Origin of the sequence: Nonomuraea fuscirosea (assembly GCF_035917475.1) — a bacterium.
Lineage (GTDB): Bacteria > Actinomycetota > Actinomycetes > Streptosporangiales > Streptosporangiaceae > Nonomuraea > Nonomuraea fuscirosea.
The window spans coordinates 558,227-583,969 of the sequence record NZ_CP109074.1 but is presented as its reverse complement, the minus strand read 5'-3'; the positions used below and the strand labels follow the sequence as shown (position 1 = coordinate 583,969).

Below are 25,743 nucleotides of genomic sequence, written 5' to 3'. Positions count from 1 at the left end.
AAGCGCCAGGCTAGCGGGGCCGTGGGTGACGACGGGGAGGGTTGGAAAAGGCGGGGCGGACGCGGGTCGAATGGGTCTAAGCTATCTCGCCATGGTCGCGACGCTCCTGCATGAGATTCCCCTGCAGGGCGGGGACGTGACAGACGGGGTGGTGCGCGTCGGTGACACCGTGCGCAGACCGGCCAGTACGTCGACGCCCGCCGTGCACGCCCTGCTCAGACACCTGGAAGCGGCCGGGTTCGACGGCGCCCCCAGAGTCGTGGGGATGGACGGGCTCGGGCGCGAGATCCTCACCTACCTGCCCGGTACGACCGGGTTGCGGCTGGAGAGTGTGAGTGATGAGGCGCTGGCGGGGCTGGCTCTGCTGGTGCGCCGGTTTCATGATGCGACGGCCGGGTTTCCGCTCACGATGGAGGGGTGGGAAGGGGGGTCGAATGATGACGCGGAGCCGGAAGTCATCGGGCATTGTGATTTGACGCCAGACAATGTGGTTTTTTGGGCCCAAGCCGTGTCTTCATCCGCCTCGGTCTGCGCATCTTCATCCGCCTCGGCGGTCTCCGGCTCCTTCTCCGCTTCAGGCTCGGTCTCCGGCTCCTTCTCCGCTTCAGGCTTGGTCTCGGGCGCTCCGGCGGCGGGTGGCGGGCCGTACGGGATGATTGACTTTGATTTGGCGCGGCCTACTACGCGGCTGTTCGACATCGTGACGACCTTGCGGCACTGGGCGCCCATCGCCGATCCGGTCGATCGGGCTCCGCTCCTGCGTACGGTGGACGTGGGTGCGCGGTTGCGGTTGTTCTGCGACGCGTACGGGGTTTCCGCGCGGGAGCGGCGTCGGCTGCTCGGCCTGGCCAGGCTCCGGTTTCACCGTTCCTACGCCGTCATGCGCACTCGCGCCGCGGCCGGGGGGAACTGGGCGAAGATGTGGGCGGGCGGCGCGGGTGCGCGGATCCGCCGTGCCGCGGCCTGGCTGGATGTGCACGAAGATGAGCTTCATGCCCATCTGGTATGACCCGCTGGGGCTCGCCCTCGGCGTCGCCCTCGACCGGCTGCTGGCCGATCCGCGTAGTTCCGTTCATCCTGTCGCGCTGTTCGGGCGTGGCGCGGCGAAGCTGGAGGCGTCCCTGTACGGGGACGACCGCGCCCGGGGCGTGCTGCACGTCGCCGTGTGCGTCGGCGGTTCGGCCGCGCTCGGCGTGCTGGCCATGCGGTACGCACCCAACCGGGTCGCGCGCACGGCCGTCACCGCCGTCGCCACCTGGGCCGTGCTCGGTGGCACCACACTCGCCCGCGAGGGTGACCACCTGGCCGACGCGCTGGAGGACGCCGATCTGGAACGCGCCAGGGCCAGGCTGCCCCACCTGTGCGGCCGCGACCCCAGCCGGCTGGACGCGCCGGAGATCGCGCGGGCCACGGTCGAGTCGCTGGCCGAGAACACCTCGGACGCCGTCGTGGCCCCGCTGTTCTGGGGGGCGGTGGCGGGGGTGCCGGGACTGCTGGCGTACCGGGCGATCAACACGCTGGACGCCATGATCGGGCACCACTCCCCCAGGTACGAGCGGTTCGGCTGGGCCGCCGCCCGGCTCGACGACGTCGCGAACTACGTGCCGGCCCGGCTCACCGGGGCGCTCACCGTGCTGACCGGGCCTGATCCCGGGCAGGCGCGGGCGGTGCTGCGCAGGGACGGGCACCGGCATCCCAGCCCGAACGCGGGCCGGTGCGAGGCCGCGTTCGCCGGCGCGCTCGGGGTGCGGCTGGGCGGGACGAACGTGTACGCGGGAAGAGTGGAGGAGCGGCCGACGATGGGGGACGGTCCCAGACCGGAGGTCAAGGACATCCGGCGTGCCGTGCGGTTGACGCGGGCGGTGGGGCTGGCGGCGGCCGGCGTGGCCGTGGTCGCCGCCTGGGCCCTCCGCAGGAGGTCGTCGACGGGTTGACGGCCTGAACGCCGTCCGCACGTCAGTGAACGCCCCACCCCACCATCGGCCCTGCGCGGCTCACATGAGGCGGTTGAGGTTGACGCTGAGCCAGATCACGAAGAGTGCCACGACCGTGATCCCGATCATCGACTTCGCCGCGTTGTGCGCGACGACCTTTCTGGCCGTCACCTGCTTGGCGCTCTGCTTCCAGACCTGACGCATGACGATCATGTTCTGGAAGCGCCGCCCCAGGGCGAACACGGCGATCCCGATGAGGACGAACAGGATGACGCGTCCATCGGCAGGTTCCACGGAGATCCCCCCTCGTGGTCCTTGATCTGTTTAATCCCCCCGAAACATGTGAGAACACAGATTACTCGGCCGACAGCGGTTTGTAATTGCCTTTATCGCTCGAGGTCGACCACGATCGGCGCGTGATCGGACGGGCCTTTCCCCTTGCGGGCCTCACGATCGACGTACGCCGACCGCACCTGCCCGGCCACGTCCGCGCTCGCGTACACCAGGTCGATCCGCATGCCCTTGTTCTGGTGGAACATCCCGGCCCGGTAGTCCCAGTACGTGTAGGGGTGCGGGCCCTTCATCGGCGTCGGCACCACGTCCGTGAGCCCGAGGTCGCGCAGCTCGGTCAGGGCCCGCCGTTCGGGCGGCGTGACGTGGGTGGAGCCGACGAACAGGGCGGGGTCCCACACGTCGGCGTCCGTCGGCGCCACGTTGTAGTCGCCGCAGGCCACCAGCGGCCCGGCGGCCAGTTCGGGAACGAGGGCGTCGCGCAGGGCGGCGAACCAGGCCAGCTTGTACGCGTAGTGGGGCGAGTCGACGGTACGGCCGTTGGGCGCGTACAGGGACCACACCCGGATCCCGCCGCAGGTCGCGCCGATGGCCCGGGCCTCGGGGCGGGCCGCGCCGACGCTGTCGAGCTCGCCGAAGCCGGGCTCGCCGGGGAAGCCGGGCGTGACGTCCGCCAGCCCGGCCCTGGACAGCAACGCGACGCCGTTCCAGCGTCCGTCGCCGTGGGCGGCGGCCTCGTAGCCCAGCTCGCCCACCTCCGCCACAGGGAACGCCTCGGCGGCGCATTTGGTCTCCTGCAGGCACACGACGTCGGGCCGGGCCTCGGCGAGCCATTCGAGCAGGCGGGGCAGCCGTGCCTTGACCGAGTTCACGTTCCAGGTAGCCAGGCGCATCCCCCTAGCCTGCCACCGCCCCGGCCGGCACAGGGGACCGACTCAGCCGAAAGCCGGCCGGACGGCTCCGGTAGAGGTCGAGCTGCTCGGCCGTGTCCCTGGGCGCGGGTACGCCGAGCGCGCCGGGCGCGCCGTCCCGGCCCGCCGGCCGGCGAAGGCGGCCACGGCTCTGGGCGGCCGGAGCGGCACCACGGGCCGGTGGCCGTCGAGGATGCGCTGCGGATGTCCATCCCGGCCGACCCGCGTGCGTCAGACCGCCTTCATCAGCGCCAGGGAGACCTCTTCGAGCAGGCCGCCGACGCCCTGGTCGAGGGCTGCCCTGGCGTGCCGCGCGGCGTCCAGGGCGTGGCCTGCGGCGCTGGGCGAGTCCTCGACGACCAGGCGCAGCTCCAGCTCCAGCGGGGAGGCGCCGAAGCCCACGCCGTCCAGCCGGATGTAGGCGACCTTGCGGTCGTCCATGAAGGGCAGATATTGCGCGCTGACGTGGGTGGACGTCCCGGCGCCGGTGGACTTGGTGGCCTTCTTGCTCTTCATCCGCTCGGGGTCCTCCAGGTTGACGAAGTCCATGTTGCCGCCGGCCAGCAGCTGGTGGCCGCCGGTGAGGTGGACTCCGCCGGCCGTCAGGGCCTCGACCAGCGCCCGGTGCACCAGCGTCGCGCCGAACGAGCTCTTCAGGTCGTCGCCCACCAGCGGCAGCCCGGCCGCGGCGAAGCGGGCGCGCCATTCCGGCGACCGGGCGAGCACGGCCGGCATGCAGTTCACGAAGGCGCATCCGGCCTCGACGGCGGCCGCCGCGTACAGCTCGGTGGCCCGCTGCGCGCCGGTGGGCAGGAAGTTCAGCACGACGTGGCTGCCGGTCCGCCTGAGGTGGCCGGCGACCTCACCGGGCGTGGCGCCGCCGCGCGGATCGATCAGGCCGGCCGAGCCGGGGCCCACGCCGTCGGCCAGGATGCCCTCGGTGACGGGCACGCCGAGATGCGGCACGGCGGCGAATCTCCTGGCGTTGTTCGGCTCGGCCCAGATGGCCTCCGACAGGTCGCGGCCGAGCTTGGCGGCGCCCACGTCGAAGGCGGCGGTGAAGCGGATCTGGGAGACGGCGTAGCCGGCGCAGACGGGGTTCGGCAGGCCGGCGGCCTCGCCGTCGCGGTAGTACTCGACGCCCTGCACCAGGGAGGAGACGCAGTTGCCCACGCCGATCACGGCGACGTTCACGCTAGTCATGCCCTGTATTGGATCAGGGGCGGCGGGCGCGCTCCAGCTCGACCCCGACGGTGATCTCGTTGCCCAGCCGGCGGCCGAGGAGCAGGTCGAGGTCGTCGCCGCTCCAGAACCTGCCGGGGTCGTACCAGTTGGGGCGGCGGCCGGCGGGCAGCAGGCCCATCTCCTCGTAGGTGACGGCCACCACCTCGGCGCAGTAGACGCTCTCCACCGTCTGCTCCTTGCGCGTGCGGCGCGGCACGCGGCCCCTGGCCCAGCGGGCGGCCAGCCGGGCGGTGGAGGGGAACGGGGTGCCGTCGAGCCTGGCGACGGTGCGCAGGGCGGCGTCCTCCATCTCCTGCGTGGCCTCCGGCTCCAATTGGCGCAGCCAGGCGCGCTGGTCGTAGCGGTCGGCCCAGGTCGTGACCGCCGCGCGCAGGTCGTGCAGCTGCACGCCGCGCTGGTGGATGCCCGACCACAGGTCGAGCAGCGACTTGCCCAGCTCGGCGTGCCACATCATGGGTGGCAGGTCCTCGATCACGATGGCCATGCCGACGTGGTTGACCGGGCTGTTGGTCATCGTCTGGATGGCGCGGTCGGGCACGGAACGCCCGCGGAAGACCCACAGATCGCCGGTCCTGGTCACCTTGACGGCTTCGTCGAGAGTCAGCACAGGGCTAGCCTAGGCAACATGCGCTGGTGGAAGATGCTCGGTCTGGCGGGAATCATGGGTGTGGCGGCGACGGGCGTGGTCATCGCGCGGGCCGAACGGCGCCGCCGGGCGTACACGCCGGAGGAGATCAGGGCCCGGCTGCGGGAGCGGGTGGAGAGTCCCCGGCCTGACGACGTCAGCCCGAAGGCTTGAGGTCGTAGACGAAGACGACGTCCGGATAGGCCGGGTTGTCGTCGTAGCCCTGGATGCCGCCCAGGAACGCCCGCCGCGACTTGACCACCCAGGGCAGTGCGGCGGCGGCCCGCTCGTCGAGCACGCGCTCGGTGGCCTGCTCGTACACCCGCTGCGCCGCGGGCTTGTCGGTCACCGTCAGTTCGGGCACCGCGTCGAGCATCGCGTCGAGGCGGTGGTCGTTGAGGTAGGTCAGGTTGAACACGGGCGGGTTCGCGGCGCGGAAGACCTGGCCGAAGTAGGAGTAGCCGTCGGCGTAGTCGGGCCACCAGTACATGACGAAGATGTCCTGGCCGCGCTTCTTGCCCCGCTCCCACTGCGCGTTCCAGTGCATGCCCTCGACCTTGAGGGTGACGTTGAGCGGGCGCAGCGCCGCCCGCAGCCGCTTGGCCAGCAGCTCCTCGTCGGCCTCGCCCTCGCCGTAGGTCAGCCGGAGCCGCAGCGGCGCGCCGCCGGGGCCGTAGCCGGCGTCCTGCAGCAGCCGGGTGGCGCTCTCCAGGTCCTGCTCGGGCACCCGGCCTGGTACGTGGCCGAGCAGCCCTTCGGGGACGACGCCGCTGGCCGGCATCACGGAGCCCTTGAGCGCCTTGACGATGCCGCGGTAGTCGATGGCCTGCTGCACCGCCTTGCGCACCCTGATGTCCTTCATGGGGCCGGCGGCGGTGTTGAACAGCATCATGGCCGTGGTGAACGACGGCCGGTCCGAGGTGCGCACGCCCGGCGCGGCGCCGGCCTGGGCGAACAGCTTCGGGTCGAGCCGGTCCACGAAGCTCGCCTCGCCGCGGCGCAACATCCGGTACGCCCGCTCGGGGTCGGGCACGACCCGGTACTTGACCGTGTTGTAGTGCGGCCGCTCGTTCCACCCGCCCCAATATCCGTCGTACGCCTTGAGGGTGAGCTCGTCCTCCTTGCCCTTGTTCCACTTCGCCACCGTGTAAGGACCCGACCCGGCGTCCCTGCCCTGCGCGAACCACTTGCCGAGGTCGGGGGCCGCCTTGGTGTCGTAGATGTAGGCCGCGTACCCGGCGGAGGCCACCAGGTCCAGCGGAACGGGGTACTTCAGCGCGAACGTCACCGTCAGCGGCCCGTCGACCCGGATGGAGGAGACGGCGTCCCAGAGGTAGGAGGCGCCGGTCCTGGCGCGCATGGTCCGCTCGATCGAGGCCTTGACCGCCTCCGCGTCCAGCGGGTTGCCGGTGTGGAACGTCACGCCGGAGCGCAGGGTGAAGGTCCAGCTCCTGCCGTCGGCCGTGGACCGCCAGCCGGTGGCCAGGCGGGGCGCCGACTTCTTGGTGACCGGGTTCCAGAGGGTGAGGGTCTCGTAGACGTTCTGGAAGGCGATGATCTCGTTGGAGTAGGAGCGGGCTGGGTCCCACTCGGTGATGATGTCGGTGTTCTTGACGTAGACGAAGGGCGACTCCCCCACCGGCGCCTGGCGCACCTCGGTGGGCGGCGAGCAGGCCGTGAGCAGGACCGCCACGAGAATCGACACCAGGACGGACGCGGGGGCCGTTGAGACTCGCCGGCGCAACGCATCTCCCTCTGTCGCCGATGTACCCGGGAAACCTACTCCAAGATCGATGCCAGAGGGACTCGTGTGTCCAAAAGTCCCGAAAAATTGGGCATTCTGGTGATCCAATTGCTATCCTCGGGGCTTGTCCCGTCCGGGGTTGCCAGCTTGGGACCAACCGGAGTGAGGTGCCATGGGTCGTAGCCGAACGATCCGGATGAAGATCATCGGACTACTGCTGGTGCCACTGGCCTCCATGGTGGTGTTGTGGGGGGTCATCACCGCCGTCACCGCGAGCGAGAGCTTGGAGCTGCGTCAGTACAAGACAGTCTGGACGAACCTGCGCCTTCCCGCGTACAAAGTGATCACCGAGATCCAGCGCGAGCGCCTGATCTCGGCCAGGTTCCTGCGGAGCGGTGCCGACAAGACCGCCATGGCGGCGCAGCGGGTCCGCACCGACGCCGCCCGGGACGCCTTCAAGCAGCTTTCCAGTAAGTCCAAGAACAGATCAGAAGAGATCCGCACACAGGTGGACGCGGTGTACACGCAGATAGACAGGCTCGACGCGGTCCGAGGTGAGATCGACACGGGCCTGTCCGACCGTCTGCACACCGTGGAGGCCTACAACGCGATCATCGACACGCTGTTCGGCCTGCACCGCCGGGTGGCGCTGATCGACGACATCCCGATCTACGAGCAGTCCCGCGTGACCATCGACATGAGTTACGCGAAGGAACTGCTGACCAGGGAGCAGGCACTCGGGCTCGGCACGGTGACCCGGGCCGAGCGCAGGCTGTTCACCCAGATCACGGGCAACCGGCGCTTCCTCGTGGACCAGAGCCTCGGCGAGCTCGACCCGGAGCTGCGCGATCCCCAGGTCGCCCTCATCACCTCCCCCGCCTACCAGCGGATGCGGATGATGGAGGACCAGATCATCGCCGGCGGCACCCCGCAGGGCTGGCTGCCCACCACCGACGGCCTGGCCAGGTCGTTCCAGGAGGCCCAGCTGCGGGCCAGCACGACGCTGAACGAGCGCGCCGACCCGGTGGCCGACGAGGTGCTGTCGCGGGCGTTCCTGCTCGCGGGCACGGCCCTGGCGCTGGTGATCGTGTCGATCGGGTTCTCGCTGCGCATGGGCAACCGGCTGTCCAAGGAGCTCGGGACGCTCCGGCTGGCCGCCCTGGAGGTGGCCCAGGAACGGCTGCCGCACGTGGTCGCCAAGCTGCGCAAGGGCGAGACCGTCGAGGTGCCCGAGGTGTCGCTCACCAGCACCACGGTCGAGATCGACGACGTGGGCAAGGCCTTCTCCACCGTCCAGCAGACCGCCGTCGAGGCCGCGGTCGGCCAGGCGCAGCTCAGCGAGGGCGTCGGCCACGTCTTCAGGAACCTGGCCAGGCGCAGCCAGACGCTGCTGCACCGCCAGCGCATCCAGCTCGCCGACATGCAGCACCGCGCGACCGACCCCGGCCAGCTGGACGACCTGTTCAAGCTCGACCACCTCACCACCCGCATGCGCCGCCACGCCGAGGGCCTGATCATCCTGTCGGGCGCGACGCCGGGACGCGGCTGGAGCCGTCCTGTGCCGCTGCTCGACGTGGCCCGCGGCGCGGCGGCCGAGGTGGAGGACTACCAGCGGGTCGTCGTCGAGCCCATGTCCGGCCAGCGCCTGGCCGGCCCCGTGGTCGGCGACGTGATCCACCTCATCGCCGAGCTGATCGAGAACGCCACCGTCTACTCCCCCGCGCACACCTCGGTCTTCGTCCGCGGCGACGCCGCGGCCCGGGGCTTCGCCTTCGAGGTCGAGGACCGCGGGTTCGGGATGAGCGCGGAGCAGCTGGCCGAGTTGAACGAGCGGCTGGCCAGCCCGCCGGAGTTCGACCTGGCCGACAGCGACAGGCTCGGCCTTTTCGTCGTTTCCCGCCTGGCCGCCAGGCATGACATCCGCGTGACGTTGCGCGGTTCACCATATGGAGGGACCACCGCGATCGTGTTGATCCCGGAAGAGCACGTGGCAGAGCCAGAGGCCGAGGCCCCGAGGGCGGCTCAGCAGGAGTCCGAGCGCCCCATGCGGGTGGTGCGAAGTGACTGAAGAACGCTGGCTGGACGAGGACGCCGGTCCCATCGTTCCGGCCTACCTGCTGACCAGAGGCCGGACGGTGCCCGCGAGCGAGGCCATCGACCTCATCGCGGTGATCATCACCGCCGGCGGCCTGGCGCCGCCGCGCGGCCTCGACCCCGAGCATCTGATCATCCTGCAGAAGTGCACCCAGCCCACCCGGCTGGTGGACGTCGCGGCCGAGCTGAACCTGCCCATCGGGGTGGTCCGGGTGCTGGTCGGCGACCTGCACGCGCAGCAGCTCGTTCAGGTCGAGCTGCCGCCGCCCGCCCCCGACGCCAAGGTGCTGCTGGAAGTGATCAGCGGGCTGAAGGCCCTGTGATCGGCCCTGTGATCGGCGCTGTGACGGCCCTGCTGTTGAGGTATCCGAATCCCGCCGCGAAGAGCGCGGCGACGACGCCCGCCCCGGCGGCTGCCCCGAAGACCCACTGGTAGCCGCCGGCGCCCGGCCGGGCCGCCAGGATGGCCGCGATCACCGCGCCCGCCGTGCTGCCACCCACGATGCGCACCAGGGCGTTCACCCCCGACGCCACGGCGGTCTTGTCCTGGCCCACGTGCTCGACGGCCATGGTGCCCAGGGCCGCGTATCCGACGCCGAGACCGACGCCCATGATCGAGGAGGCCGCGTACAGGTGCGCGGGGGCGTCGTTCGCGATCATCAGGTAGAGCGCGGCCAGCCCTGTCACCAGTGAGCCCGTCGCCACCATGGACGAGGCGGGCAGGCGGCGCATGATGCGGCCCGCGAACAGCGAGATCACCAGCATGAACAGCGTGCTCGGCAGCAGGTAGAGCCCGACCTCCAGGGTCGTGGCGGAGAATCCCTCGGGCGACTGGGCGAAGCTGGAGATGCCGGTCAGCAGGGTGAAGAAGGTGAACCCGAGCAGCAGCGAGGACACCGTCGCGCCGACCGTGCCCCTGTGCACGAGCATCGCCATGTCCACCAGCGGCTCGGCCACCCTCCGCTCGACCGCCACCCACGCGGCCGCGAGCACGGCCGCCGCGCCGAGCAACCCGAGCACGCCGGGCGAGGTCCAGCCCCACGAGCCGCCCTCGCTGACCGCCAGCAGCAGCGCCACCAGCCAGGTGGCGAGCAGCGTGGCGCCGATCAGGTCGGGGCGGCCCTTGACGGGCGGGGCCGAGTCGCGGACGAGGAAGGCCACGACGATCCCGGCCGCCAGGGAGAGGCCGCCGACGACCCAGAACGCCAGGTGGAAGTCTCCCGAGGCCAGCCCGGCCAGGATCATCCCGCCGCCGCTGCCGAAGCCCATCGTCGCGCTGAGCACACCGACACCGGTCGCGAACTGCTCGCGCGGCAGCGCGTCACGGACCACCCCGATGGACAAGGGGACGAGCGCGGACACGGCGCCCTGCAACACCCGGGCCACGATCAGCCAGGCCAGCGAGGTGGCCAGGGCCGCCATGACCGACCCGATCACCAGGAGGGCCAGCGCTCCGAGGATCATGCGGCGCCGCCCGTACATGTCGCCGAAGCGGGAGAGCAGCGGCGTGGACACCGCGCCGACCAGCAAGCTCACCGTGAGGGTCCAGCTCACGGCGGTCAAGGAGGTGCCCAGCTCCCGTTGCAGCACGGGAAGCAGCGGCACCACCGCGGTGTTCTGCATGGCGGCGATGGACGCCGCGATGGACAACGTGACCACCGCGGGCCAGGGATTTCTGGTGGACGTCCCGCGTGCTGCGGGCACGACGACTGTCGCCATGACGGCTCCTTTGGATAACTTAGGTAAGTAATCGAGAACCGATAATACATACGTAAGTTAGGTAAGCAACCGGATGGACGAGGATCTGCAGACGCCGGTGACCGCCTTCCGCCGGCTCGTCACCATGCTCAACCGGGGCAAGACGCACGAACGGCTGACCGAGGCGGCGGGCGTCCGGCTGGACCGGCCGGACGTCCAGATCCTCGTCCACCTGCGCGACGTCGGCGAGCCGCGCAGGATCGGGGCGATCGCCGACAGTCTCCAGGTGGAGAGCCCGCACGTGACCCGGCACGTGGCCGCGCTGGAGCAGCGCGGCCTGGTCGAGCGGGTACGCGACCCCGACGACGGCCGGGCCTGGCGCATCACGCTCACTGAGGAGGGCACCGTGGCGGCGGACCACTGCCGCCGGGTGACCAACGAGTGGCTGGGGGGCGCCCTGGCCGGCTGGTCGGGCGCGGACCGGGCCGAGCTGAACCGGCTGATGACCAAGCTCGCCGACGACCTCCACGAGCACCTGAAGGCCCTTCAGGTGCTCAAGTGAGGACGTCCTCCGCGCGATGGCAGGCCACCTGACGTCCCTGGACGTCCCTCGGCTCGGGCGTCTGCTCGCATGCGGTCACGGCCAGCGGGCAGCGCAGCCGGAACGGGCATCCGGTGGCCGCGGGCACGGCCTCGGTCCTGCCCTTGGCCTCGGGCGGGTCCCCGCCCAGCTTCGGTACGGCGTCGCGCAGGGCCCGGGTGTAGGGATGGGCCGGGTTCGCCAGCAGGTCGGCGGTGGGCCCCGACTCGACCACGCGGCCCGCGAAGAGCACGTGGGAGGTGCGGCAGAGCCGTTCCACCACGGCCAGGTTGTGCGTGATGAGCAGGCGCTCGGTGTCCAGGGAGGCCAGCAGGTCGAGCACCCTGGCCTGGACGGTGACGTCGAGCGCGCTGGTGGGCTCGTCCAGGATGAGCAGGCGCGGGCCGACGGCCAGGGCGCGGGCGATCACCACGCGCTGGCGCTGGCCGCCGGAGAGCTCGTGGGGGCGGCGGCCGGCCAGTCCCGGATCGAGGCCGACCTGTTCGAGCAGGTCGGGGACGCGGGAGCGGGCGGCGCGCGGGAGGGCCTCGGCGATGGAGGTGCCGACGCGCATGCGGGGGTCGAGGGCCTCGGCCTGGAAGACGGGCTGAACGTCCCTCCGGAACTTCCGCATGTCCGCTTTTTTCAGCGTTTGATCGCCGTACCAGATATCTCCCGAAATGGGGCTGAGGAGGCCCAGGAACGCGCGGGCCAGCGTCGTCTTGCCCGAGCCGCTCTCCCCGATCAGCCCCACGCCGCCCTCGGTGATGTCGATGCTCACGTCGTGGACGACCGGGCGGCGGCCGTACCCGAGCGTCACGCGCTCGGCCCTGAGCATGGTCACGGCAGCGCCTCCAGCAGCTCGCGGGTGTAGGGATGGGACGGCTCGGCCAGCACCGTGGCGGCGGGGCCCGACTCCACCACCGCGCCGTCCTTCATGACCAGCACCCGGTCGGCGATCGTCGAGACCAGGGCCAGGTCGTGCGAGACCAGCAGCAGCGCGAGGTCCCGTTCGGCCCTGAGCCGGCGCAGCACGCCGACCACCTCGGCCTGTACGGTCACGTCCAGCGCGCTGGTGGGCTCGTCGGCCAGGATGACCTCGGCGCCCAGGGCGATGGCCAGCGCGATGGCGAAGCGCTGGGCCTGGCCGCCGGAGACCTCGTGCGGATAGCGGCGCAGCAGCTCGCGGTCGAGCAGGACCTCCTCCATGGCCCGCGCCATGGTCCTGTCCACGTCCCGCACGCCGTGCAGCTTGAGCGCGCGGCGCATCAGCACGCCGAGGCGGGTGGCGGGGCTGAGGGCGGCGTGCGGCGACTGCATCACCAGCGCCGCCCGCGCGCCGCGCAGCTCGCGCAGCGCGCGTGGGGAGGCCGTGAGCACGTCCACGCCGCACACCCGTACATGTCCTGATATTTCGGCATTCTGGGTGAGGCCGAGCAGCGAGAGCAGCGTCGTGGACTTGCCCGACCCGCTCTCCCCCACGATCGCCACGCACTCCCCCGCGCCCACGTCGAGCCGCGGCACCTCGGCCACCACCCGCCCGCCGTAACTGACGCGCAGGTCGCGCGCCTCGATCAGGTGATCGCTCACTTGACCGCCCTCCGCGGGTCGAGCGCGTTGCGCAGCCCCTCGCCGAGCACGTTGAACGCGAACGCCGTCACCAGGATCGCCAGCCCCGGGAAGGTCACCACCCACCAGTTCGTGGTGAACAGCGTCTGTCCCTGCTGCACCATCAGCCCCCATTCGGCCGTCGGCTCCTGCGCGCCCAGCCCCAGGTACGACAGCGCCGCCGAGGTCAGGATCACCCCGCCCGCGTCCAGCGAGAGCTGCACCAGCACGGGCGTGAGCGAGTTGGGCAGCACGTGGCGCAGGATGATCAGCGGCGCGGGCACGCCCAGGCAGCGGGCCGCGTCCACGTAGGGGCGGGTGGCGATCGAGGCGGCCATGGAGGCGGCCAGCCGCGTGTACCAGGGCCACCAGGTCACCGCGATGGCCAGGATCACGGTGTTCACGCCGGGCTGCAGCACCACCGCCAGGGCCAGGGAGAGCAGCAGCGCGGGGAAGGCCAGGAAGACGTCCGTGACGCGCATGATCACGTCTCTGATCCAGCCGCCCGCGTACCCGGCGACCACGCCGAGCGTCACCCCGGCCAGCGCCGAGACGGCCAGCACGGCCACGGCGATGAACAGCGAGGTGCGCCCGCCGTACAGGATCCTCGTGAGCACGTCCCGGCCGACCTGGTCGGTGCCGAACCAGTGCGCGCCGCTCGGCGGCAGCAGCCGCTCCAGCGGCCTCGGGTCGTCCACCGGGTACGGCGCCAGCCACGGCGCGAGCACCGCCGCCAGCACGACGACCACGATGAGCACCGCCCCGAACGCGGCGAACCGGTCGGGGATGCGCGGCAGGGTGCGGCGCAGCGGCTGCGTTTGCGGTGTCTGTGTCTCCGTCGTCATCGTGTCCTGGCCCGGGGGTCGACGAAGCCCTGGAGGATGTCCACGACCAGGTTGGCCAGGACGTAGACCAGGGCGACCAGCAGGGTGACGCCCGCGATGGCCGGGGTGTCCAGCGAGCGGATGGACTCGGCGGCGTAGCGGCCCAGGCCCGGCCAGTTGAAGACGGCCTCGACGAGGAAGCCGTTGACGATCGCGTACGCGAAGACCAGCGCGATCAGCGACAGCACGGGACCGAGCGCCGGCCGCAGCGCGAACCTGGTCAGGATGGACGTCTCCCCGAAGCCCAGCGCGCGCTCCAGCCTGGCGTGGTCCTGGCCCGACTCCTCGATGAGCGCGGCCCTGGTCATCTGCGCGATGACGCCGGTGGGATAGGCGGCCACGACCAGGGCGGGCAGCACCAGGTGGTCGAGGGTGCTGGTGAGGATGGGCCAGTTCCCGGTGATGAGGGCGTCGACGACGGTGATGTTGGTCCAGAGGGTGAGCGGGCTGGTGGTGTCGAGCGCGGAGTCGTACTCGCCGGCGATGGGGAACCAGCCGAGGTTGCTGGCGAAGATCGTCTGGAGGGCCAGGGCCAGCCAGAAGACCGGGACGGAGACGGCCAGCATGCTCCCGACCCGCACCCCAAAGTCAGGAAATTTCGTCTTATAGCGGGCGGCGAGCACGCCGAGCGGAATGCCCAGCACGACCGCGATGAGCAGCGCCGTACCGACGAGTTCGAGCGAGGCGGGAAAGGCGAGGTAGAGGTCGTCCCGCACGGGCTGCCGCGTGCGCAGGCTGACGCCCCAGTCCCCGGTCAGCAGGTCGCGCACGTACGTGAGCAGCTGCGCCGGCAGCGGATCGTCGAGCCCGAACCGCGCGCGGGCCGCGGCCAGCTGCTCGGGCGTGGCCTTCGGCCCGGCGAAGGCCACCGCCGGATCGCCGGGCACGAGCCGCATCACCGCGAACGTGAGCACGACCACGCCGGCCACGACCAGGAGGGCCTGGCCGAGGCGGCGGGCCAGATAGCGCAGCATGGTCAGGAGGCGCGGGTCAGGTCGTAGAAGAAGACGACGTTGGGGTAGGCCGCGTTGTCCTTGTAGCCCTGTACGTCAGAGGAGAGGGCGCGTTGGTATTTCTGCACGTAGGGCACAGCTACTGCTGCCTGCTCCTGGATGATCTTCTCTTGCAGGGTCTTGTACTCCTCGACGGCCGCCAGCCGGTCCGTGGCCGTCAGCTCGGGGAGCTTGTCGATGGCCGCGTCGATCTCGGCGTTCTTCAGGTAGGAGAGGTTGAACTGCGGCTTGTCGGCGCTCTTGAACACGTTGAGGAACCAGGAGTAGGCGTCCGGATAGTCCGGGTACCAGTACATGACGAAGACGTCCTGGCCGCCCTTCTTGCCCAGGTCCCACTGCGCGCTCCAGTTCATCGGCTTGGCCTGGAGGGTCACGTTCAGCTTGCTGAGCGTCGAGCTGAGCAGCGTGACCAGCAGCTTCTGGTCCTCGTCGCCGATGCCGTACGTGAGGCTCAGCTTGAGCTCCTTCAGGTCAGGCCCGTAACCCGCCTCGGCCAGCAGCGCCTGCGCCTTGGCCAGGTCCTGCTTGGGCTCCATCCCACTGGCGTGCCCGACCAGGCCCTGCGGCACCAGGCCGCTGGCCTTCTGACCGGCGCCCTCCAGCGCCGCCGCCAGGCCGTCGTAGTCGATCGCGAGCTGCAGCGCCTGCCTGACCTTGACGTCCTCCGTCGGGCCCGCGGCCGTGTTGAACAGCACCAGCAGGTTCTGGAACGACGGCGACTCGGCGGTCCGCACCGACTCCGTCGTCTGCGCCTGCTCGAAGAGCTGCGGGTTCAGCCGCTCGACGAAGTTCACCTCACCCTTCTGCAGCAGCTGCCAGGCGGTGGTGATCTCGGGCGTGACGCGGAAGGCGACCTTCTTGTACTGCGCCGGCTTCCAGCCGCCCCAGTAGTCGTCGAACGCCTTCAGCGTGAGCTCGGTCTCCTTGCCCTTCTGCCAGGTGTCGATCGTGTACGGCCCCGTGCCGGCCGTCTTCTTGCCGTCGGCGTCCACCGCGTCCACGTCGTAGATCCAGGCGGCGTAGCCGGAGGCGGCGATCAGGTCGAGCGGGGCGGCGTACTTCAGGGTGAACTTCAGCGTGCTCGCGTCCACCGCCTCGATCTCGTCGACCGGGTCCCAGATGTAGGCGGCGCCGCCCTTCTTCTCCTTCGTCCGCTCGATGGCCTTCTTCGCGGCCGTGGCGTCGAACGTGGCGCCGGAGTGGAACTTCACGCCCTGCCGCAGCTTGAAGGTCCACTCCTTGCCGTCCTTCGCCGAGGTCCACTCGGTGGCCAGGCGCGGCGCGGCCTCCTTGGTCTCGGAGTCGTACCTGGTCAGGCCCTCGTAGATGTTCGACAGAGCGATGATCTCGTTGGAGTAGGAGGTGGCCGGGTCCCAGTCGGTGACCACGTCGTGGTTGGGCGCGTAGACGAAGGTGGCGTCGTTGGCCTGCCCGCCGGCCGGGCTGCCGCCGCCGCTCGTCTGCGGCTGGGGTGTGCCGCCGGCGCCACGTACCTGACCGCCCGCGCACGCGGACGCGGTCAGGGCCATGAGACCGGCTACCCCGGCGACGAGCAGACGCTTGTGCCAGCGCATGGTGGGGGATCCTTTCGGTGGGTCACCGGGCGAGGGGTCCGGCTGCTTTCACGTGTACCCGCACGGCGGGTTCGGAGAGGTAGCTCAGCGGCACCTCGAGAAGGTCCACGATCTCGACTCCGGAGGGGTCGGCCCCGGCCGCCACGGCTCGCGCCCGCGCCTCCTCCTTGACGCTTTCGATCGCTTCTGTCCTGCTATCTCCCGCAGGCAAGATCGTATCCACTCTGCCGCTCGCGAGCGCGATGGCGGCCCCCACCGCGTTGGCCACCTCCGCGTGCTCGGGGCGGATCACCGTGCTCGCCCCGGCGATGTGATCGGGCAGCAGGAACGCCCCGCCCCCCACCGCCACCAGCGGACGGTCGCTCCGGCCGAGCGACATGCGGTCCACGGCGTCGGCCACCATCCCGTCGGCGACGGACAGCGCCCTTTGCAGGATGTCGGCGATTCCTTCCGACATGTCACCCGTCTCGGTGGCCTTCAGGGCGGCTTTCAGCCGCTCGCGCCACTCTTCGGCCCCGGCCGGGATCCGGCCCGCCGCCACCGCCGCGTCCGTCATCGTCGCCGTCGTCCCGCCGAAGACCAGCGCTTCCCGCGCGATCCGGTAGCCGACGGAGTCCGGCCCGACGCCCCCGCTCCGCGCCACGGTGCCGCCGCCCAGGGCGATGGCCAGGATGTCGGGCATGCGGAAGTTGGTCAGCACCCCACCGATCTCCACCGCCGCCGCCGACTCCCTCGGGAAGCCGCCGACCAGCACCCCGAGGTCGGTGCTGGTACCGCCCACGTCCACCACGATCGCGTCCGACACGCCCGACAGGTAGGCGGCGCCGCGCAGCGAGTTCGCCGGGCCGGAGCCGATCGTGGAGACCGGCAGGCGGGCGGCGTGCTCCAACGTCATGAGCGTGCCGTCGTTCTGCGCCAGGTACGGCCGCGCGCCGAGGCCGCGTTCGGCCAGTGCCGTGACCAGGGCGTCGGTGACGTGGGCGGCGACGCCGTACAGGGCGGCGTTCAGCACGGTCGCGTTCTCGCGTTCGAGCAGGCCGAGTGAGCCGATCTCGTGGCTCACCGAGACCGGCAGCCCGTACTCGGCGCGGACCAGCGCCTCGACGGCCCGCTCGTGCCCGTCGTCGGCCGGGCTGAACACGCTGGTGACCGCCACCGCGTCGGCCTGCACGCCGTCCATGAAGCGGCGTACGGCGTCCAGGTCCAGCGGGCTGATCTCCCTGCCGTCCACGTAGTGGCCGCCGGGCACGATCGCCTCACCGGCCGAGACCACCTCACGCAGGTCGGCGGGCCAGTCGGAGAGCGGGGGCACGGAGGTGGTGGCGGGCGCGCCGAGCCGCAGCACCGCGACCCGGCCCAGGCCGCGCCGCTCCAGGATCGCGTTCGTGGCGTGCGTGGTGCCCAGCATGACGCGCGTCACCTCGGCCCGGTCCTCGACCTGGTCCAGCACGGCGTCCAGGGCCGCGCGCAGGCCGTCGGTCACCCCGGGCGTGGTGGGCCGCTTGGCCTTGGCGAGCACCTGGCCGTCCGCCCCGAGCACCACCGCGTCGGTGTTGGTCCCGCCGACGTCGATCCCTATCCGCAGGTCAGGCACGCGCCCTCAGCTCCTCGACGGGTACGTAGTCCAGGTCGTATCCGAAGGCCGCGGGCCCGGCCGTCTCCAGCCCCTTGGGCGTGCGCCAGAGCGGGTCGCAGGGCCAGGCGAGCACCGTGACGCGCTGGCCGTAGCGCAGGCCCTCCGTCTGGACGGCGGCGGCCGTCTCGGTGTCCACCACCGTGATCAGGTCGGGGACCATGGCCAGCGTCCGGCCGTCCTCCGTGGCGACCAGGTTCTCGTTCTGCAGCTCCAGCGCGAGCCGGCGGCCCCGGTCGTCGCCGGTGCCCTCGATCGTGGCCGTGCCCCTGACGAACCCGCCCGTGGTGCGGCGTTCCACATCGGTCAGCTTGCCGGTGATCAGCCGGGCGGCGCCGAGGCGCTCCTGGAGCGCGCCAAGCGGGTCCGCCGCGCCCTGCGTGGCCCGGCCGATCTCCAGCGCGCGGGTGACCGTGCCCTCGATGACCGCGCCCCTGGCCCGGCCGGCCGTGAGCACGTAGTCGGCCATCAGCGCGTGCGACCCGGCCGCCACGCAGACGGCGCGGGCCAGGCGCTCCGACCAGAGCCCGTCCACCGGGCGGATCGTCACCACGTTGCCCGCGACGTCCGACATGACCACGAGGTCGGCGGGCAGCCCCGCCACGTACATCGAGACCATCTGGACCTCGGGGAACGCCCGTCCCATGCCGTCGGCGTCGAGCAGTGGCACCCCGAGCTGGGCGGCCCAGGCCACGGGCGCGACCCCGTTGGCGCCGCCGATCTCGGAGGACATGATCGCGCTCGGAGGGCGGCCGAAGATCCGCTCGATCTCCTCGACGATGCGCCTGGGCTCGTCCTCGCCGTGGATCATCTCGTGGCTGACGGTCGGGGCCCCGATGCCGGACAGCGGCACGACCAGGGCGTCCTCCGGCAGGTCGGCCAGCCGGGTCAGCGGCACAGGACCGTGCTCCCGGATGGCCCGCACCGCCGCCAGCGAACCCGTACGCACGTCTCCCCCGCCGCCCGTGCCCAGGACGGCACATCCCCGGGCGAGCGCCGCGATGTCATTCGCGTCAATACTCGTAAGACTCATATGACGCCACAACCAAGCACATACCGCCCCGGCGCGCCAGTCCGCGTACGTGCGAGTATGGGTGGATGCGGATATCGGTGGCCGCCGACAGCAAGGACGGCGTGGCCGAGCGGGTCGTGGTGGAGCTGCGCGGGCGCGGGCACGAGGTCGTCACCCACGGCGCGCTCAGCGACGGCGAGCGCGACGACTGGGCGTGGGCCTGCGAGCTGGCCGCGCGAGACGTGAGCGAGGGGCGGGCCGAGCAGGCGGTCGTCTGCTGCTGGACCGGCACCGGCGCGTCGATCGCGGCCAACAAGGTTCGCGGGGTGCGCGCGGCGCTGTGCGTCGACGCCTACACCGCCGACGGCGCCCGCAAGTGGAACGACGCCAACGTGCTGGCGCTCAGCCTGCGGCTCACCTCCGAGGTGGTGCTGAAGGAGATCCTGGACGCCTGGTTCGCGGGCCGGCCGAGCGCCGACCCCGCCGATGTGGCCAACGTCTCCCACCTCGACGGCATCTGATCGGGCGCGGCGGCCCGCCGTACCCCATGGGGAGCCTCAGAGGGCGGAAAGGTATGCAAGACCGTCACAGCTGAGCCGGCGAAATCGTCGGTCCCGCCGTTTAGGGTGCTGGGCATGACCGACGTGCTGCTCCGTGGCGGGCTCCCGTGGGAGCCCGCAGCCTCCGGGCCCGGCGTTCGCGCGCCGGTCGACATCCTGGTGCGCGACGGGCGGATCGACCGGGTCGCGCCCGCGATCGACGCGCCCGGGGCCACCGTCGTCGACGTCTCCGGGCAGCTCGTCCTGCCCGGCCTGGTCGAGGCGCACTGCCACCTCGACAAGACCCTCTACGGCGGCCCGTGGGTGCCCCACTCCGCCGACGACACGCTCGCCGGCCGCATCGGCAACGACCTGCGCCGCCGCGCCGAGCTGGGCGTGCCCAGCGTGGCCAGGATCGCCGCGCTGCTGGCCGCCATGAGCGCGGCGGGCACCACCCACGTCCGCACCCACACCGACATCGACCCCGAGGTGGGCTTACGCGGCGTGCAGGCCGTGCGCGAGGCCGCGGCGGGCTCCCCCGTGGACGTGCGCCAGGTGGCCTTCCCCCAGCACGGCGTGCTCATCAACCCGGGCACCGCCGAGCTGCTCGAAGAGGCGCTGAAGAGCGGGGTGGAGGCGGTGGGCGGGCTCGACCCGGCGGGCATCGACCGCGACCCGGTCCGTCACCTCGACCTGATCTTCGGCCTGGCCGGGCGCTACGGCACCCACCTCGACCTCCACCTGCACGACGGCGGCACGCTCGGCGCGTGGGAGCTGGAGCTGATCATCGAACGCACCACGGCGCTCGGGCTGGGCGGCCGGGTGGCGGTCAGCCACGCCTACGCGCTGGGCCAGCTCGACGAGGCCCACCAAGGTCGCCTGGCCGAGGGGCTGGCGGAGGCGGGGGTGGCGATCGTGACCGCCGCCGTCTACAGCTTCCCCGTGCCCCCGGTGAAGAGGCTGCGGGCCGCCGGGGTCACCGTGGCCTGCGGTCACGACGGCATCCGCGACCTGTGGGGGCCGTACGGCAGCGGCGACATGCTCGAACGGGCGATGCACGTCGCCTACCGCAGCACGTTCCGGGCGGATGAGGACATCGAGCTGGCGCTGGAGGCGGCCACCCACGGCGGGGCGCGGGCGCTCGGGCTGGAGGGCTACGGCCTGTCCCCGGGCGACCGGGCCGACCTGGTCGTGGTTCCCTGCGGGGGCCCGGCGGAGGCGGTGGTCGTTCACCCTGCGCGCACTCTGGTCATGAAGGATGGCGTTGTCCTGCACAATTGACCGGCGGGACCATCGAAAGGCAGGCAAGTGCTCTCTATTTCCCAGCGGATCGCGGCCGAGCTCGGCGTGCGCGACGGGCAGGTTCAGGCCACGGTCGACCTGCTCGACGGCGGCGCGACCGTGCCCTTCATCGCGCGATACCGCAAAGAGGCCACCGGCGCCCTCGACGACGCGCAGCTGCGCACGCTGGAAGAGCGGCTGCGCTACCTGCGCGAGCTGGAGGAGCGCAGGACGGCGATCCTGGAGTCCGTCGAGTCCCAGGGCAAGCTCGACGACGAGCTGCGCGAGCAGATCATGGCGGCCGAGACCAAGGCCAGGCTTGAGGACATCTACCTGCCCTACAAGCCCAAGCGCCGCACCAAGGCGCAGATCGCCCGCGAGCTGGGCCTCGAACCGCTGGCCGACCAGCTCCTCGCCGATCCCACGCTCGACCCGGTGACGACGGCCAAGGGCTTCCTCGCCGAAGGCGTCGCCGACGAGAGCGCGGCGCTCGAAGGGGCCAGGGCGATCCTGATCGAGCGCTTCGCCGAGGACGCCGACCTCATCGGCGGCCTGCGCGAGCAGCTGTGGACCCGAGGCCGGCTGGTGTCGAAGGTGCGCGAGGGCAAGGAGGAGGCGGGGGCCAAGTTCTCCGACTACTTCGAGTTCGGCGAGCCGTTCACGAAGCTGCCCTCGCACCGGATCCTGGCCATGTTCAGGGGGGAGAAGGAGGAGATCCTCTCCGTCACCCTGGAGCCCGACGACAGCCCCGACTACGAGCTGCGCATCGCCTCCCGGTTCGGCGTCTCCGACCAGGGCCGGCCCGCCGACAAGTGGCTCAACGAGACCGTGCGCTGGGCCTGGCGCACCCGCATCCTCGTGCACCTCGGCATCGACCTGCGGATGCGGCTCTGGCAGGCGGCCGAGGACGAGGCGGTGCGGGTGTTCGCGGCCAACCTGCGCGACCTGCTGCTCGCCGCGCCGGCCGGCACCCGGCCCACGATGGGGCTCGACCCGGGCCTGCGCACAGGCGTGAAGGTCGCCGTCGTCGACGCCACCGGCAAGGTCGTGGAGACCGCGACCATCTACCCCCACGAGCCCAAGCGGCAGTGGGACCAGTCGCTGGCGGTGCTGGGCGCGCTCGCGCAGCGCCATGGCGTCGAGTTGATCGCCATCGGCAACGGCACCGCCTCCCGCGAGACCGACAAGCTGGCCGGCGAGCTGGTCAAGCACATGCCGGGGCTCACCAAGATCGTGGTCTCCGAGGCGGGCGCCTCGGTCTACTCCGCCTCACCGTACGCCTCGCAGGAGCTGCCCGAGCTCGACGTGTCGCTGCGCGGCGCGGTCTCCATCGCGCGCCGGCTCCAGGACCCGCTGGCCGAGCTGGTCAAGATCGACCCCAAGTCGATCGGCGTCGGCCAATACCAGCACGACCTGGCCGAGTCCAAGCTCTCCCGCTCGCTCGACGCGGTCGTGGAAGACTGCGTCAACGCGGTGGGCGTCGACGTCAACACGGCCTCGCCGCCGCTGCTCACCCGCGTGTCGGGCATCGGCGCCACGCTCGCCGAGAGCATCGTGCGCCACCGCGACTCCAACGGCCCCTTCCGCACCCGTTCGGCGCTGAAGAACGTGCCCCGGCTCGGCCCCAAGGCGTTCGAGCAGTGCGCGGGCTTCCTGCGCATCCCCGGCGGCGACGACCCGCTCGACGTCTCCAGCGTGCACCCCGAGTCCTACCCGGTGGTGCGGCGCATCCTGACCTCGGCCAAGGCCGACCTCAAGTCGCTGATCGGCAACACGGCGGCGCTGCGCTCGCTCAGGCCGGAGGAGTTCACCGACGACAAGTTCGGCCTGCCGACGGTCACCGACATCCTGCGCGAGCTGGAGAAGCCCGGCCGCGACCCGCGTCCCGCCTTCAAGACGGCCACCTTCAAGGAGGGTGTCGAGAAGCTCTCCGACCTGACCTCCGGCATGATCCTGGAGGGCGTCGTCACCAACGTCGCCGCCTTCGGCGCCTTCGTCGACATCGGCGTGCACCAGGACGGCCTCGTCCACGTGTCGGCCATGTCGCGCACCTACGTCAAGGACCCGCGCGACGTGGTCAAGCCCGGCGACATCGTCCGCGTCAAGGTCCTCGACGTGGACATCCCCCGCAAGCGCATCTCCCTGACCCTCCGCCTGGAAGACGAAACCACCGCCCAGGCCGGCGGCGACGGCCCCCGCAAGAACGCGGGAGGCCGCCGAGACGGCCGGCCTGGCGACGCCCCTCAGGGCCGCGCCGACGGGGGCCGCGGCCAGGGCAACCGCGGGCGAGGCGACGGCGGCCGAGGCGACGGCGGCGCCCGCGACGGTGGCGGGCGAGGCGACGGCGGTCGTGACGGCGGCGGTCGTGACGGCGGCCGCAGCCGTGGCGACCAGCGAGGCGACGGCGGCGGACGCAACCGCGGCGATCAGCGAGGCGACGGCGGACGCGGCCGCGGCGACGGCCCCCGCCGCCCGGCCCCGACCGGCGCCATGGCCGAAGCCCTGAGAAAGGCCGGCCTGGGCGGCGACAACCGCTAAAGGCCACAGAACAACGCGGCACGCGCGTGCCCGACAGCCAAGCTGAGCCGCCGGGCACGCGCCACCCACCCCTGCCGGCCGAGACAGCGCACGACCAGCCACCGCCCCACCGCCTAGGCCCGGCGGAGGAGTGGAGGTCGACGGATCGACTGCGACCCGACCCCCGCCGGGTGAAGGGCTGTGGGTCCGCTGGGGCGGTGGGGGTGGGCGGTACGGTGCAAGGGTGAGCATGACTGCGTTCGACACGGCGATCACTCAGGCACGCGACCTGCTCAGGTGGCGTTCTCCTCTGCGGACCGAGTTGTGGGCGGCCCGGCTCATGGCCGAACTGGAGGAGGCCGGGGAGGCGGAGGCGTTCTCGCGACAGGCGGCGGAGGACGGTCGGCTGGAGGCGCGCCTTGCGGTCGCGGCCATGGCGGCGCTTGATCGTCCGGCCGAGGATCCCGTCGAGGGCGGGGGTGAGTTGCCCGGGTGGGTACGGCGGATGGGGCGCGTGACGTGCGACGGCGCCTGGTACGGCAAGGCCGATCCCTACGGTGAGCAGGTTCTCGCGGTCCTGGCCTTCCGGTACGAGAACGGCAAGGAGCCGCACATCGTGGTCACCGGGATCGACCAGCCTCATGGTGGTCTGGCTGTGGACGCTCTGGTGGAGGAATTGAAGTTTCTCGACGATCTGGGGCTGCGGGAAGCTGAGCCGGGAGTGGTGGCGGGGCGGACCCTGGACGCGTTCGAGCTGGGTGATCGGCTCATGGGCGCGGCAGTGGCGGAGACGTTGCCGGCGATCCGGCCGCTGGCGATGTCCCGCGCCCGGTCCGTGCCCGGTCTCGTACGCGGCGGTGCTCCCGACGGTGCCATGGCCGCGTTCCAGGATCTGCCGGACCTGCCGGGGGCGGAGGAGGCGTTCGGGAAGCTGACCGAGTTCGTCGGGGATCGGCCGCTCTGGTGGAGCCCGGGAAGGGTGCGGCAGTTCCTGACGTCCTGGCTGCCCAGGGAGGCGATCCTGTCGCAGGAGGCGATCGAGGCCATGCCGGAGGTCGTCCGAGCATGGACCCGGCACTGCGGCGACCAGCCGGCCGTGCTGCGCCAGATCGACGAGGACGCACCCCGCCTGCCCGCCCTCATGGCCGACGACTCCTTGGCCGGCCTCGGCAAACGCCTCGCCCAGCAGAATCTCCCCGATTGAGCCGATCGAGCCGATTGGGCGGGGCCGGCAGGCTTTCCGGCATCTGAACGCCAGGTCAGGATGTCGGCGTGAGACCCACCCCGGCCCATCGCGACGTCGTTGGCGACAGGTGAACGTCACCGACGCGACGTCGCCGGCCGGGCAATGTCGGCGGCCGGGCAATGTCGGCCAGGGCATCTGAGCGGCGCAATTCGAGCCGCCCGACCTGAGCAACCAGACCCCGACAGCGCAGCCTCGGCCGTGCGACGCCATAGCGCGACGTCATCGCCGTCGTCAGAAGGCGTACCGGATGCGGCAGTAAGGGAGGCGGGCTGTCAGGAGGTCGGTGAGGGCATCGACGTAGCGGCCCTTGTGGCCGGTGCGGTAGCGGACGTTCCAGCCGCCCGTCTGGGACCGCTTGGCCTGCTGCAGCTCCGGCCGCCACAGCACCTCCTCCGCCTTCGGGTGCCAGCCCAGGTTGACCTCGTGCAGCCGGTCGTTGTGGGTCAGAAAGATGATCTCGGCGGCCAGCTGCTGCCGGGCCTGCGGGCTCAGCGCGTCGTCCAGTTGGGTGAACAGTTCGGCCCACGACTCCAGCCAGCCGTCCCTCACCACCACCGGGCTGAAGTTGACGTGCACCTCGTAGCCGGCGGCGACGAAGTCGGAGATCGCGGCGATCCGGTCGGCGATCGGGGAGGTGCGGATGTCGAGCAGTTTGGCGTCGGCGGCGGGCATGAGGCTGAACCGGATCCGGGTGCGGCCGCGCGGGTCCCAGTCCAGGAGCTCACGGTTGACGTATTTGGTGGCGAAGCTGGCCTTGGCCTCGGGCAGGTCGCGGAAGAGTTCGACGAGGTCGCGGACGTTCCGTGAGACGGTGGCGTCGAGGGAGCAGTCGGAGTTCTCGCCGATGTCGTAGACCCAGGCGTGCGGGTCGACCTGGTCGGGCCCCGTCTTGGCCCCCTGGCGGCCGGCGTGGCGGCGCAGGTAGCCGAGGATCTGGTCGATGTTGGCGAACACCGTGATCGGGTTGCTGTAGCCCTTGCGCCGGGGCACGTAGCAGTAGGCGCAGGCCATGGCGCAGCCGTTGGCCGTCGAGGGGGCGATGAAGTCGGCCGAGCGGCCGTTGGGCCGGGCCGTCAGCGACTTCTTGACCCCGAGCACGAGCGCCTCGGTCTTGATCCGCACCCAGCGGGCCACGTTGGTCTCGTCGCCGTACAGCTCGGGGATGCGGTGGTGGCTCTCGACCTCCACCCGTTCGGCGTCGGGAAACCGGGCCAGGATCTCCTGCCCGCGCGGCAGCTCGGCGGCGGCGGGCTCGACGTAGATGCGGCGGATGTCCAGCAGATTGTTACGAGAAGTGAGGTTCATGTTACTCCT

At 71.4% G+C, this 25,743-nt stretch carries 24 protein-coding genes; 10 read left to right on the top strand and 14 right to left on the bottom strand.

What is annotated here, in order from left to right; all coding sequences use genetic code 11:
- Nucleotides 1-91: 91 nt before the first annotated feature.
- Together OIE67_RS02730 and OIE67_RS02725 are read left to right on the top strand one after the other, a co-directional pair.
- On the top strand, nt 92-1,009 hold the full coding sequence (locus OIE67_RS02730) for a protein kinase family protein (RefSeq protein ID WP_326636306.1): 918 nt from the start codon (nt 92-94) through the stop codon (nt 1,007-1,009).
- Nucleotides 993-1,934 (top strand): cobalamin biosynthesis protein, encoded by a 942-nt coding sequence (locus OIE67_RS02725; RefSeq protein WP_326636302.1) that lies wholly within the window; start codon nt 993-995, stop codon nt 1,932-1,934. The genes OIE67_RS02730 and OIE67_RS02725 overlap by 17 nt, the downstream gene beginning before the upstream one ends.
- A gap of 60 nt (nt 1,935-1,994) precedes the next feature.
- On the opposite strand, the gene OIE67_RS02720 is transcribed toward OIE67_RS02725, so the two are convergent.
- From OIE67_RS02720 to OIE67_RS02705, 4 genes are all read right to left on the bottom strand, one after another.
- Entirely contained in the window at nt 1,995-2,228 is a 234-nt protein-coding gene (locus OIE67_RS02720; RefSeq protein WP_106249168.1) for a hypothetical protein, read from the bottom strand.
- A 92-nt stretch (nt 2,229-2,320) separates the two neighbouring features.
- Entirely contained in the window at nt 2,321-3,118 is a 798-nt protein-coding gene (locus OIE67_RS02715; protein WP_326636299.1) for an exodeoxyribonuclease III, read from the bottom strand.
- Between the two features lie 249 nt (nt 3,119-3,367).
- Nucleotides 3,368-4,339 (bottom strand): inositol-3-phosphate synthase, encoded by a 972-nt coding sequence (locus OIE67_RS02710; protein ID WP_326636298.1) that lies wholly within the window; start codon nt 4,337-4,339, stop codon nt 3,368-3,370.
- A 13-nt stretch (nt 4,340-4,352) separates the two neighbouring features.
- Nucleotides 4,353-4,985 (bottom strand): hypothetical protein, encoded by a 633-nt coding sequence (locus tag OIE67_RS02705; protein WP_326645186.1) that lies wholly within the window; start codon nt 4,983-4,985, stop codon nt 4,353-4,355.
- A gap of 21 nt (nt 4,986-5,006) precedes the next feature.
- On the opposite strand from OIE67_RS02705, the gene OIE67_RS02700 reads away from it, so the two are divergent.
- Nucleotides 5,007-5,180 (top strand): hypothetical protein, encoded by a 174-nt coding sequence (locus tag OIE67_RS02700; RefSeq protein ID WP_326645838.1) that lies wholly within the window; start codon nt 5,007-5,009, stop codon nt 5,178-5,180.
- On the opposite strand, the gene OIE67_RS02695 is transcribed toward OIE67_RS02700, so the two are convergent.
- Nucleotides 5,164-6,711, bottom strand: a complete 1,548-nt coding sequence (locus OIE67_RS02695) for an ABC transporter substrate-binding protein (protein WP_326636296.1) — start codon at nt 6,709-6,711, stop codon at nt 5,164-5,166. The genes OIE67_RS02700 and OIE67_RS02695 overlap by 17 nt on opposite strands.
- Nucleotides 6,712-6,922: 211 nt before the next feature.
- Between OIE67_RS02695 and OIE67_RS02690 the strand changes: the two genes are divergently transcribed.
- Both OIE67_RS02690 and OIE67_RS02685 read left to right on the top strand, forming a co-directional pair.
- Complete coding sequence (locus OIE67_RS02690) at nt 6,923-8,818, top strand: sensor histidine kinase (protein WP_326636294.1); 1,896 nt, start codon at nt 6,923-6,925, stop codon at nt 8,816-8,818.
- Nucleotides 8,811-9,167, top strand: coding sequence for a DUF742 domain-containing protein (locus OIE67_RS02685; RefSeq protein ID WP_106249159.1), 357 nt, complete (start codon nt 8,811-8,813; stop codon nt 9,165-9,167). Before OIE67_RS02690 ends, OIE67_RS02685 begins: the two co-directional genes overlap by 8 nt.
- Here the strand turns inward: OIE67_RS02685 and OIE67_RS02680 are convergent.
- Nucleotides 9,145-10,563 carry an MFS transporter gene (locus tag OIE67_RS02680; RefSeq protein ID WP_326636291.1) on the bottom strand — a complete coding sequence of 473 codons (1,419 nt, stop codon included), beginning with the start codon at nt 10,561-10,563 and terminating at the stop codon, nt 9,145-9,147. The two genes, OIE67_RS02685 and OIE67_RS02680, sit on opposite strands and share 23 nt — an antisense overlap.
- 73 nt (nt 10,564-10,636) lie before the next feature.
- Here OIE67_RS02680 and OIE67_RS02675 point away from each other — a divergent pair, with 73 nt between their 5' ends.
- Nucleotides 10,637-11,104, top strand: coding sequence for a MarR family winged helix-turn-helix transcriptional regulator (locus OIE67_RS02675; RefSeq protein WP_326636289.1), 468 nt, complete (start codon nt 10,637-10,639; stop codon nt 11,102-11,104).
- On the opposite strand, the gene OIE67_RS02670 is transcribed toward OIE67_RS02675, so the two are convergent.
- Genes OIE67_RS02670 through OIE67_RS02640 form a run of 7 tightly spaced genes read right to left on the bottom strand, consistent with a single transcriptional unit; the run spans nt 11,097 to nt 18,867 of the window.
- A complete protein-coding gene (locus OIE67_RS02670) occupies nt 11,097-11,960 on the bottom strand; it encodes an ABC transporter ATP-binding protein (protein WP_326645184.1) in 864 nt (287 codons plus the stop codon). The genes OIE67_RS02675 and OIE67_RS02670 overlap by 8 nt on opposite strands.
- Nucleotides 11,961-11,962: 2 nt before the next feature.
- Nucleotides 11,963-12,712 carry an ATP-binding cassette domain-containing protein gene (locus OIE67_RS02665; protein ID WP_326636287.1) on the bottom strand — a complete coding sequence of 250 codons (750 nt, stop codon included), beginning with the start codon at nt 12,710-12,712 and terminating at the stop codon, nt 11,963-11,965.
- Nucleotides 12,709-13,575 (bottom strand): ABC transporter permease, encoded by an 867-nt coding sequence (locus OIE67_RS02660; protein WP_326636285.1) that lies wholly within the window; start codon nt 13,573-13,575, stop codon nt 12,709-12,711. The genes OIE67_RS02665 and OIE67_RS02660 overlap by 4 nt, the downstream gene beginning before the upstream one ends.
- Nucleotides 13,572-14,588, bottom strand: coding sequence for an ABC transporter permease (locus tag OIE67_RS02655; protein WP_326636283.1), 1,017 nt, complete (start codon nt 14,586-14,588; stop codon nt 13,572-13,574). The genes OIE67_RS02660 and OIE67_RS02655 overlap by 4 nt, the downstream gene beginning before the upstream one ends.
- Nucleotides 14,589-14,590: 2 nt before the next feature.
- Nucleotides 14,591-16,201 carry an ABC transporter substrate-binding protein gene (locus OIE67_RS02650; protein WP_326636281.1) on the bottom strand — a complete coding sequence of 537 codons (1,611 nt, stop codon included), beginning with the start codon at nt 16,199-16,201 and terminating at the stop codon, nt 14,591-14,593.
- A 22-nt stretch (nt 16,202-16,223) separates the two neighbouring features.
- Nucleotides 16,224-17,795: a hydantoinase/oxoprolinase family protein gene (locus OIE67_RS02645; protein WP_326636279.1), complete on the bottom strand. Its 1,572-nt coding sequence runs from the start codon at nt 17,793-17,795 to the stop codon at nt 16,224-16,226.
- A complete protein-coding gene (locus OIE67_RS02640) occupies nt 17,788-18,867 on the bottom strand; it encodes a DUF917 domain-containing protein (RefSeq protein ID WP_326636277.1) in 1,080 nt (359 codons plus the stop codon). Before OIE67_RS02640 ends, OIE67_RS02645 begins: the two co-directional genes overlap by 8 nt.
- Nucleotides 18,868-18,932: 65 nt before the next feature.
- On the opposite strand from OIE67_RS02640, the gene OIE67_RS02635 reads away from it, so the two are divergent.
- The 4 genes from OIE67_RS02635 (at nt 18,933) to OIE67_RS02620 (ending at nt 24,387) form a co-directional block, all read left to right on the top strand.
- Nucleotides 18,933-19,367 carry an RpiB/LacA/LacB family sugar-phosphate isomerase gene (locus tag OIE67_RS02635; RefSeq protein WP_326636275.1) on the top strand — a complete coding sequence of 145 codons (435 nt, stop codon included), beginning with the start codon at nt 18,933-18,935 and terminating at the stop codon, nt 19,365-19,367.
- A gap of 114 nt (nt 19,368-19,481) precedes the next feature.
- The gene (locus OIE67_RS02630; RefSeq protein ID WP_326636273.1) at nt 19,482-20,666 is read left to right on the top strand and encodes an amidohydrolase; all 1,185 of its coding nucleotides are present in this window, start codon (nt 19,482-19,484) and stop codon (nt 20,664-20,666) included.
- Nucleotides 20,667-20,693: 27 nt separating this feature from the next.
- Nucleotides 20,694-23,204, top strand: coding sequence for a Tex family protein (locus OIE67_RS02625; protein WP_326636271.1), 2,511 nt, complete (start codon nt 20,694-20,696; stop codon nt 23,202-23,204).
- Between the two features lie 223 nt (nt 23,205-23,427).
- Nucleotides 23,428-24,387 carry a hypothetical protein gene (locus OIE67_RS02620; protein ID WP_326636269.1) on the top strand — a complete coding sequence of 320 codons (960 nt, stop codon included), beginning with the start codon at nt 23,428-23,430 and terminating at the stop codon, nt 24,385-24,387.
- 273 nt (nt 24,388-24,660) lie between these two features.
- Here the strand turns inward: OIE67_RS02620 and OIE67_RS02615 are convergent, their stop codons facing one another.
- Entirely contained in the window at nt 24,661-25,734 is a 1,074-nt protein-coding gene (locus OIE67_RS02615) for a spore photoproduct lyase family protein (RefSeq protein ID WP_326636267.1), read from the bottom strand.
- Between the last annotated feature and the right edge of the window lie 9 nt (nt 25,735-25,743).

What these genes read in the sequence shown, in the direction of transcription:
- OIE67_RS02680 (WP_326636291.1), bottom strand. Translation starts at nt 10,563, where the DNA reads ATGGCGACAGTCGTCGTGCCCGCAGCACGCGGGACGTCCACCAGAAAT.
- OIE67_RS02640 (WP_326636277.1), bottom strand. Translation starts at nt 18,867, where the DNA reads ATGAGTCTTACGAGTATTGACGCGAATGACATCGCGGCGCTCGCCCGG.
- OIE67_RS02660 (WP_326636285.1), bottom strand. Translation starts at nt 13,575, where the DNA reads ATGACGACGGAGACACAGACACCGCAAACGCAGCCGCTGCGCCGCACC.
- OIE67_RS02675 (WP_326636289.1), top strand. Translation starts at nt 10,637, where the DNA reads ATGGACGAGGATCTGCAGACGCCGGTGACCGCCTTCCGCCGGCTCGTC.
- OIE67_RS02655 (WP_326636283.1), bottom strand. Translation starts at nt 14,588, where the DNA reads ATGCTGCGCTATCTGGCCCGCCGCCTCGGCCAGGCCCTCCTGGTCGTG.
- OIE67_RS02615 (WP_326636267.1), bottom strand. Translation starts at nt 25,734, where the DNA reads ATGAACCTCACTTCTCGTAACAATCTGCTGGACATCCGCCGCATCTAC.
- OIE67_RS02700 (WP_326645838.1), top strand. Translation starts at nt 5,007, where the DNA reads ATGCGCTGGTGGAAGATGCTCGGTCTGGCGGGAATCATGGGTGTGGCG.
- OIE67_RS02690 (WP_326636294.1), top strand. Translation starts at nt 6,923, where the DNA reads ATGGGTCGTAGCCGAACGATCCGGATGAAGATCATCGGACTACTGCTG.
- OIE67_RS02650 (WP_326636281.1), bottom strand. Translation starts at nt 16,201, where the DNA reads ATGCGCTGGCACAAGCGTCTGCTCGTCGCCGGGGTAGCCGGTCTCATG.
- OIE67_RS02630 (WP_326636273.1), top strand. Translation starts at nt 19,482, where the DNA reads ATGACCGACGTGCTGCTCCGTGGCGGGCTCCCGTGGGAGCCCGCAGCC.
- OIE67_RS02725 (WP_326636302.1), top strand. Translation starts at nt 993, where the DNA reads ATGCCCATCTGGTATGACCCGCTGGGGCTCGCCCTCGGCGTCGCCCTC.
- OIE67_RS02635 (WP_326636275.1), top strand. Translation starts at nt 18,933, where the DNA reads ATGCGGATATCGGTGGCCGCCGACAGCAAGGACGGCGTGGCCGAGCGG.
- OIE67_RS02715 (WP_326636299.1), bottom strand. Translation starts at nt 3,118, where the DNA reads ATGCGCCTGGCTACCTGGAACGTGAACTCGGTCAAGGCACGGCTGCCC.
- OIE67_RS02670 (WP_326645184.1), bottom strand. Translation starts at nt 11,960, where the DNA reads ATGCTCAGGGCCGAGCGCGTGACGCTCGGGTACGGCCGCCGCCCGGTC.
- OIE67_RS02730 (WP_326636306.1), top strand. Translation starts at nt 92, where the DNA reads ATGGTCGCGACGCTCCTGCATGAGATTCCCCTGCAGGGCGGGGACGTG.
- OIE67_RS02710 (WP_326636298.1), bottom strand. Translation starts at nt 4,339, where the DNA reads ATGACTAGCGTGAACGTCGCCGTGATCGGCGTGGGCAACTGCGTCTCC.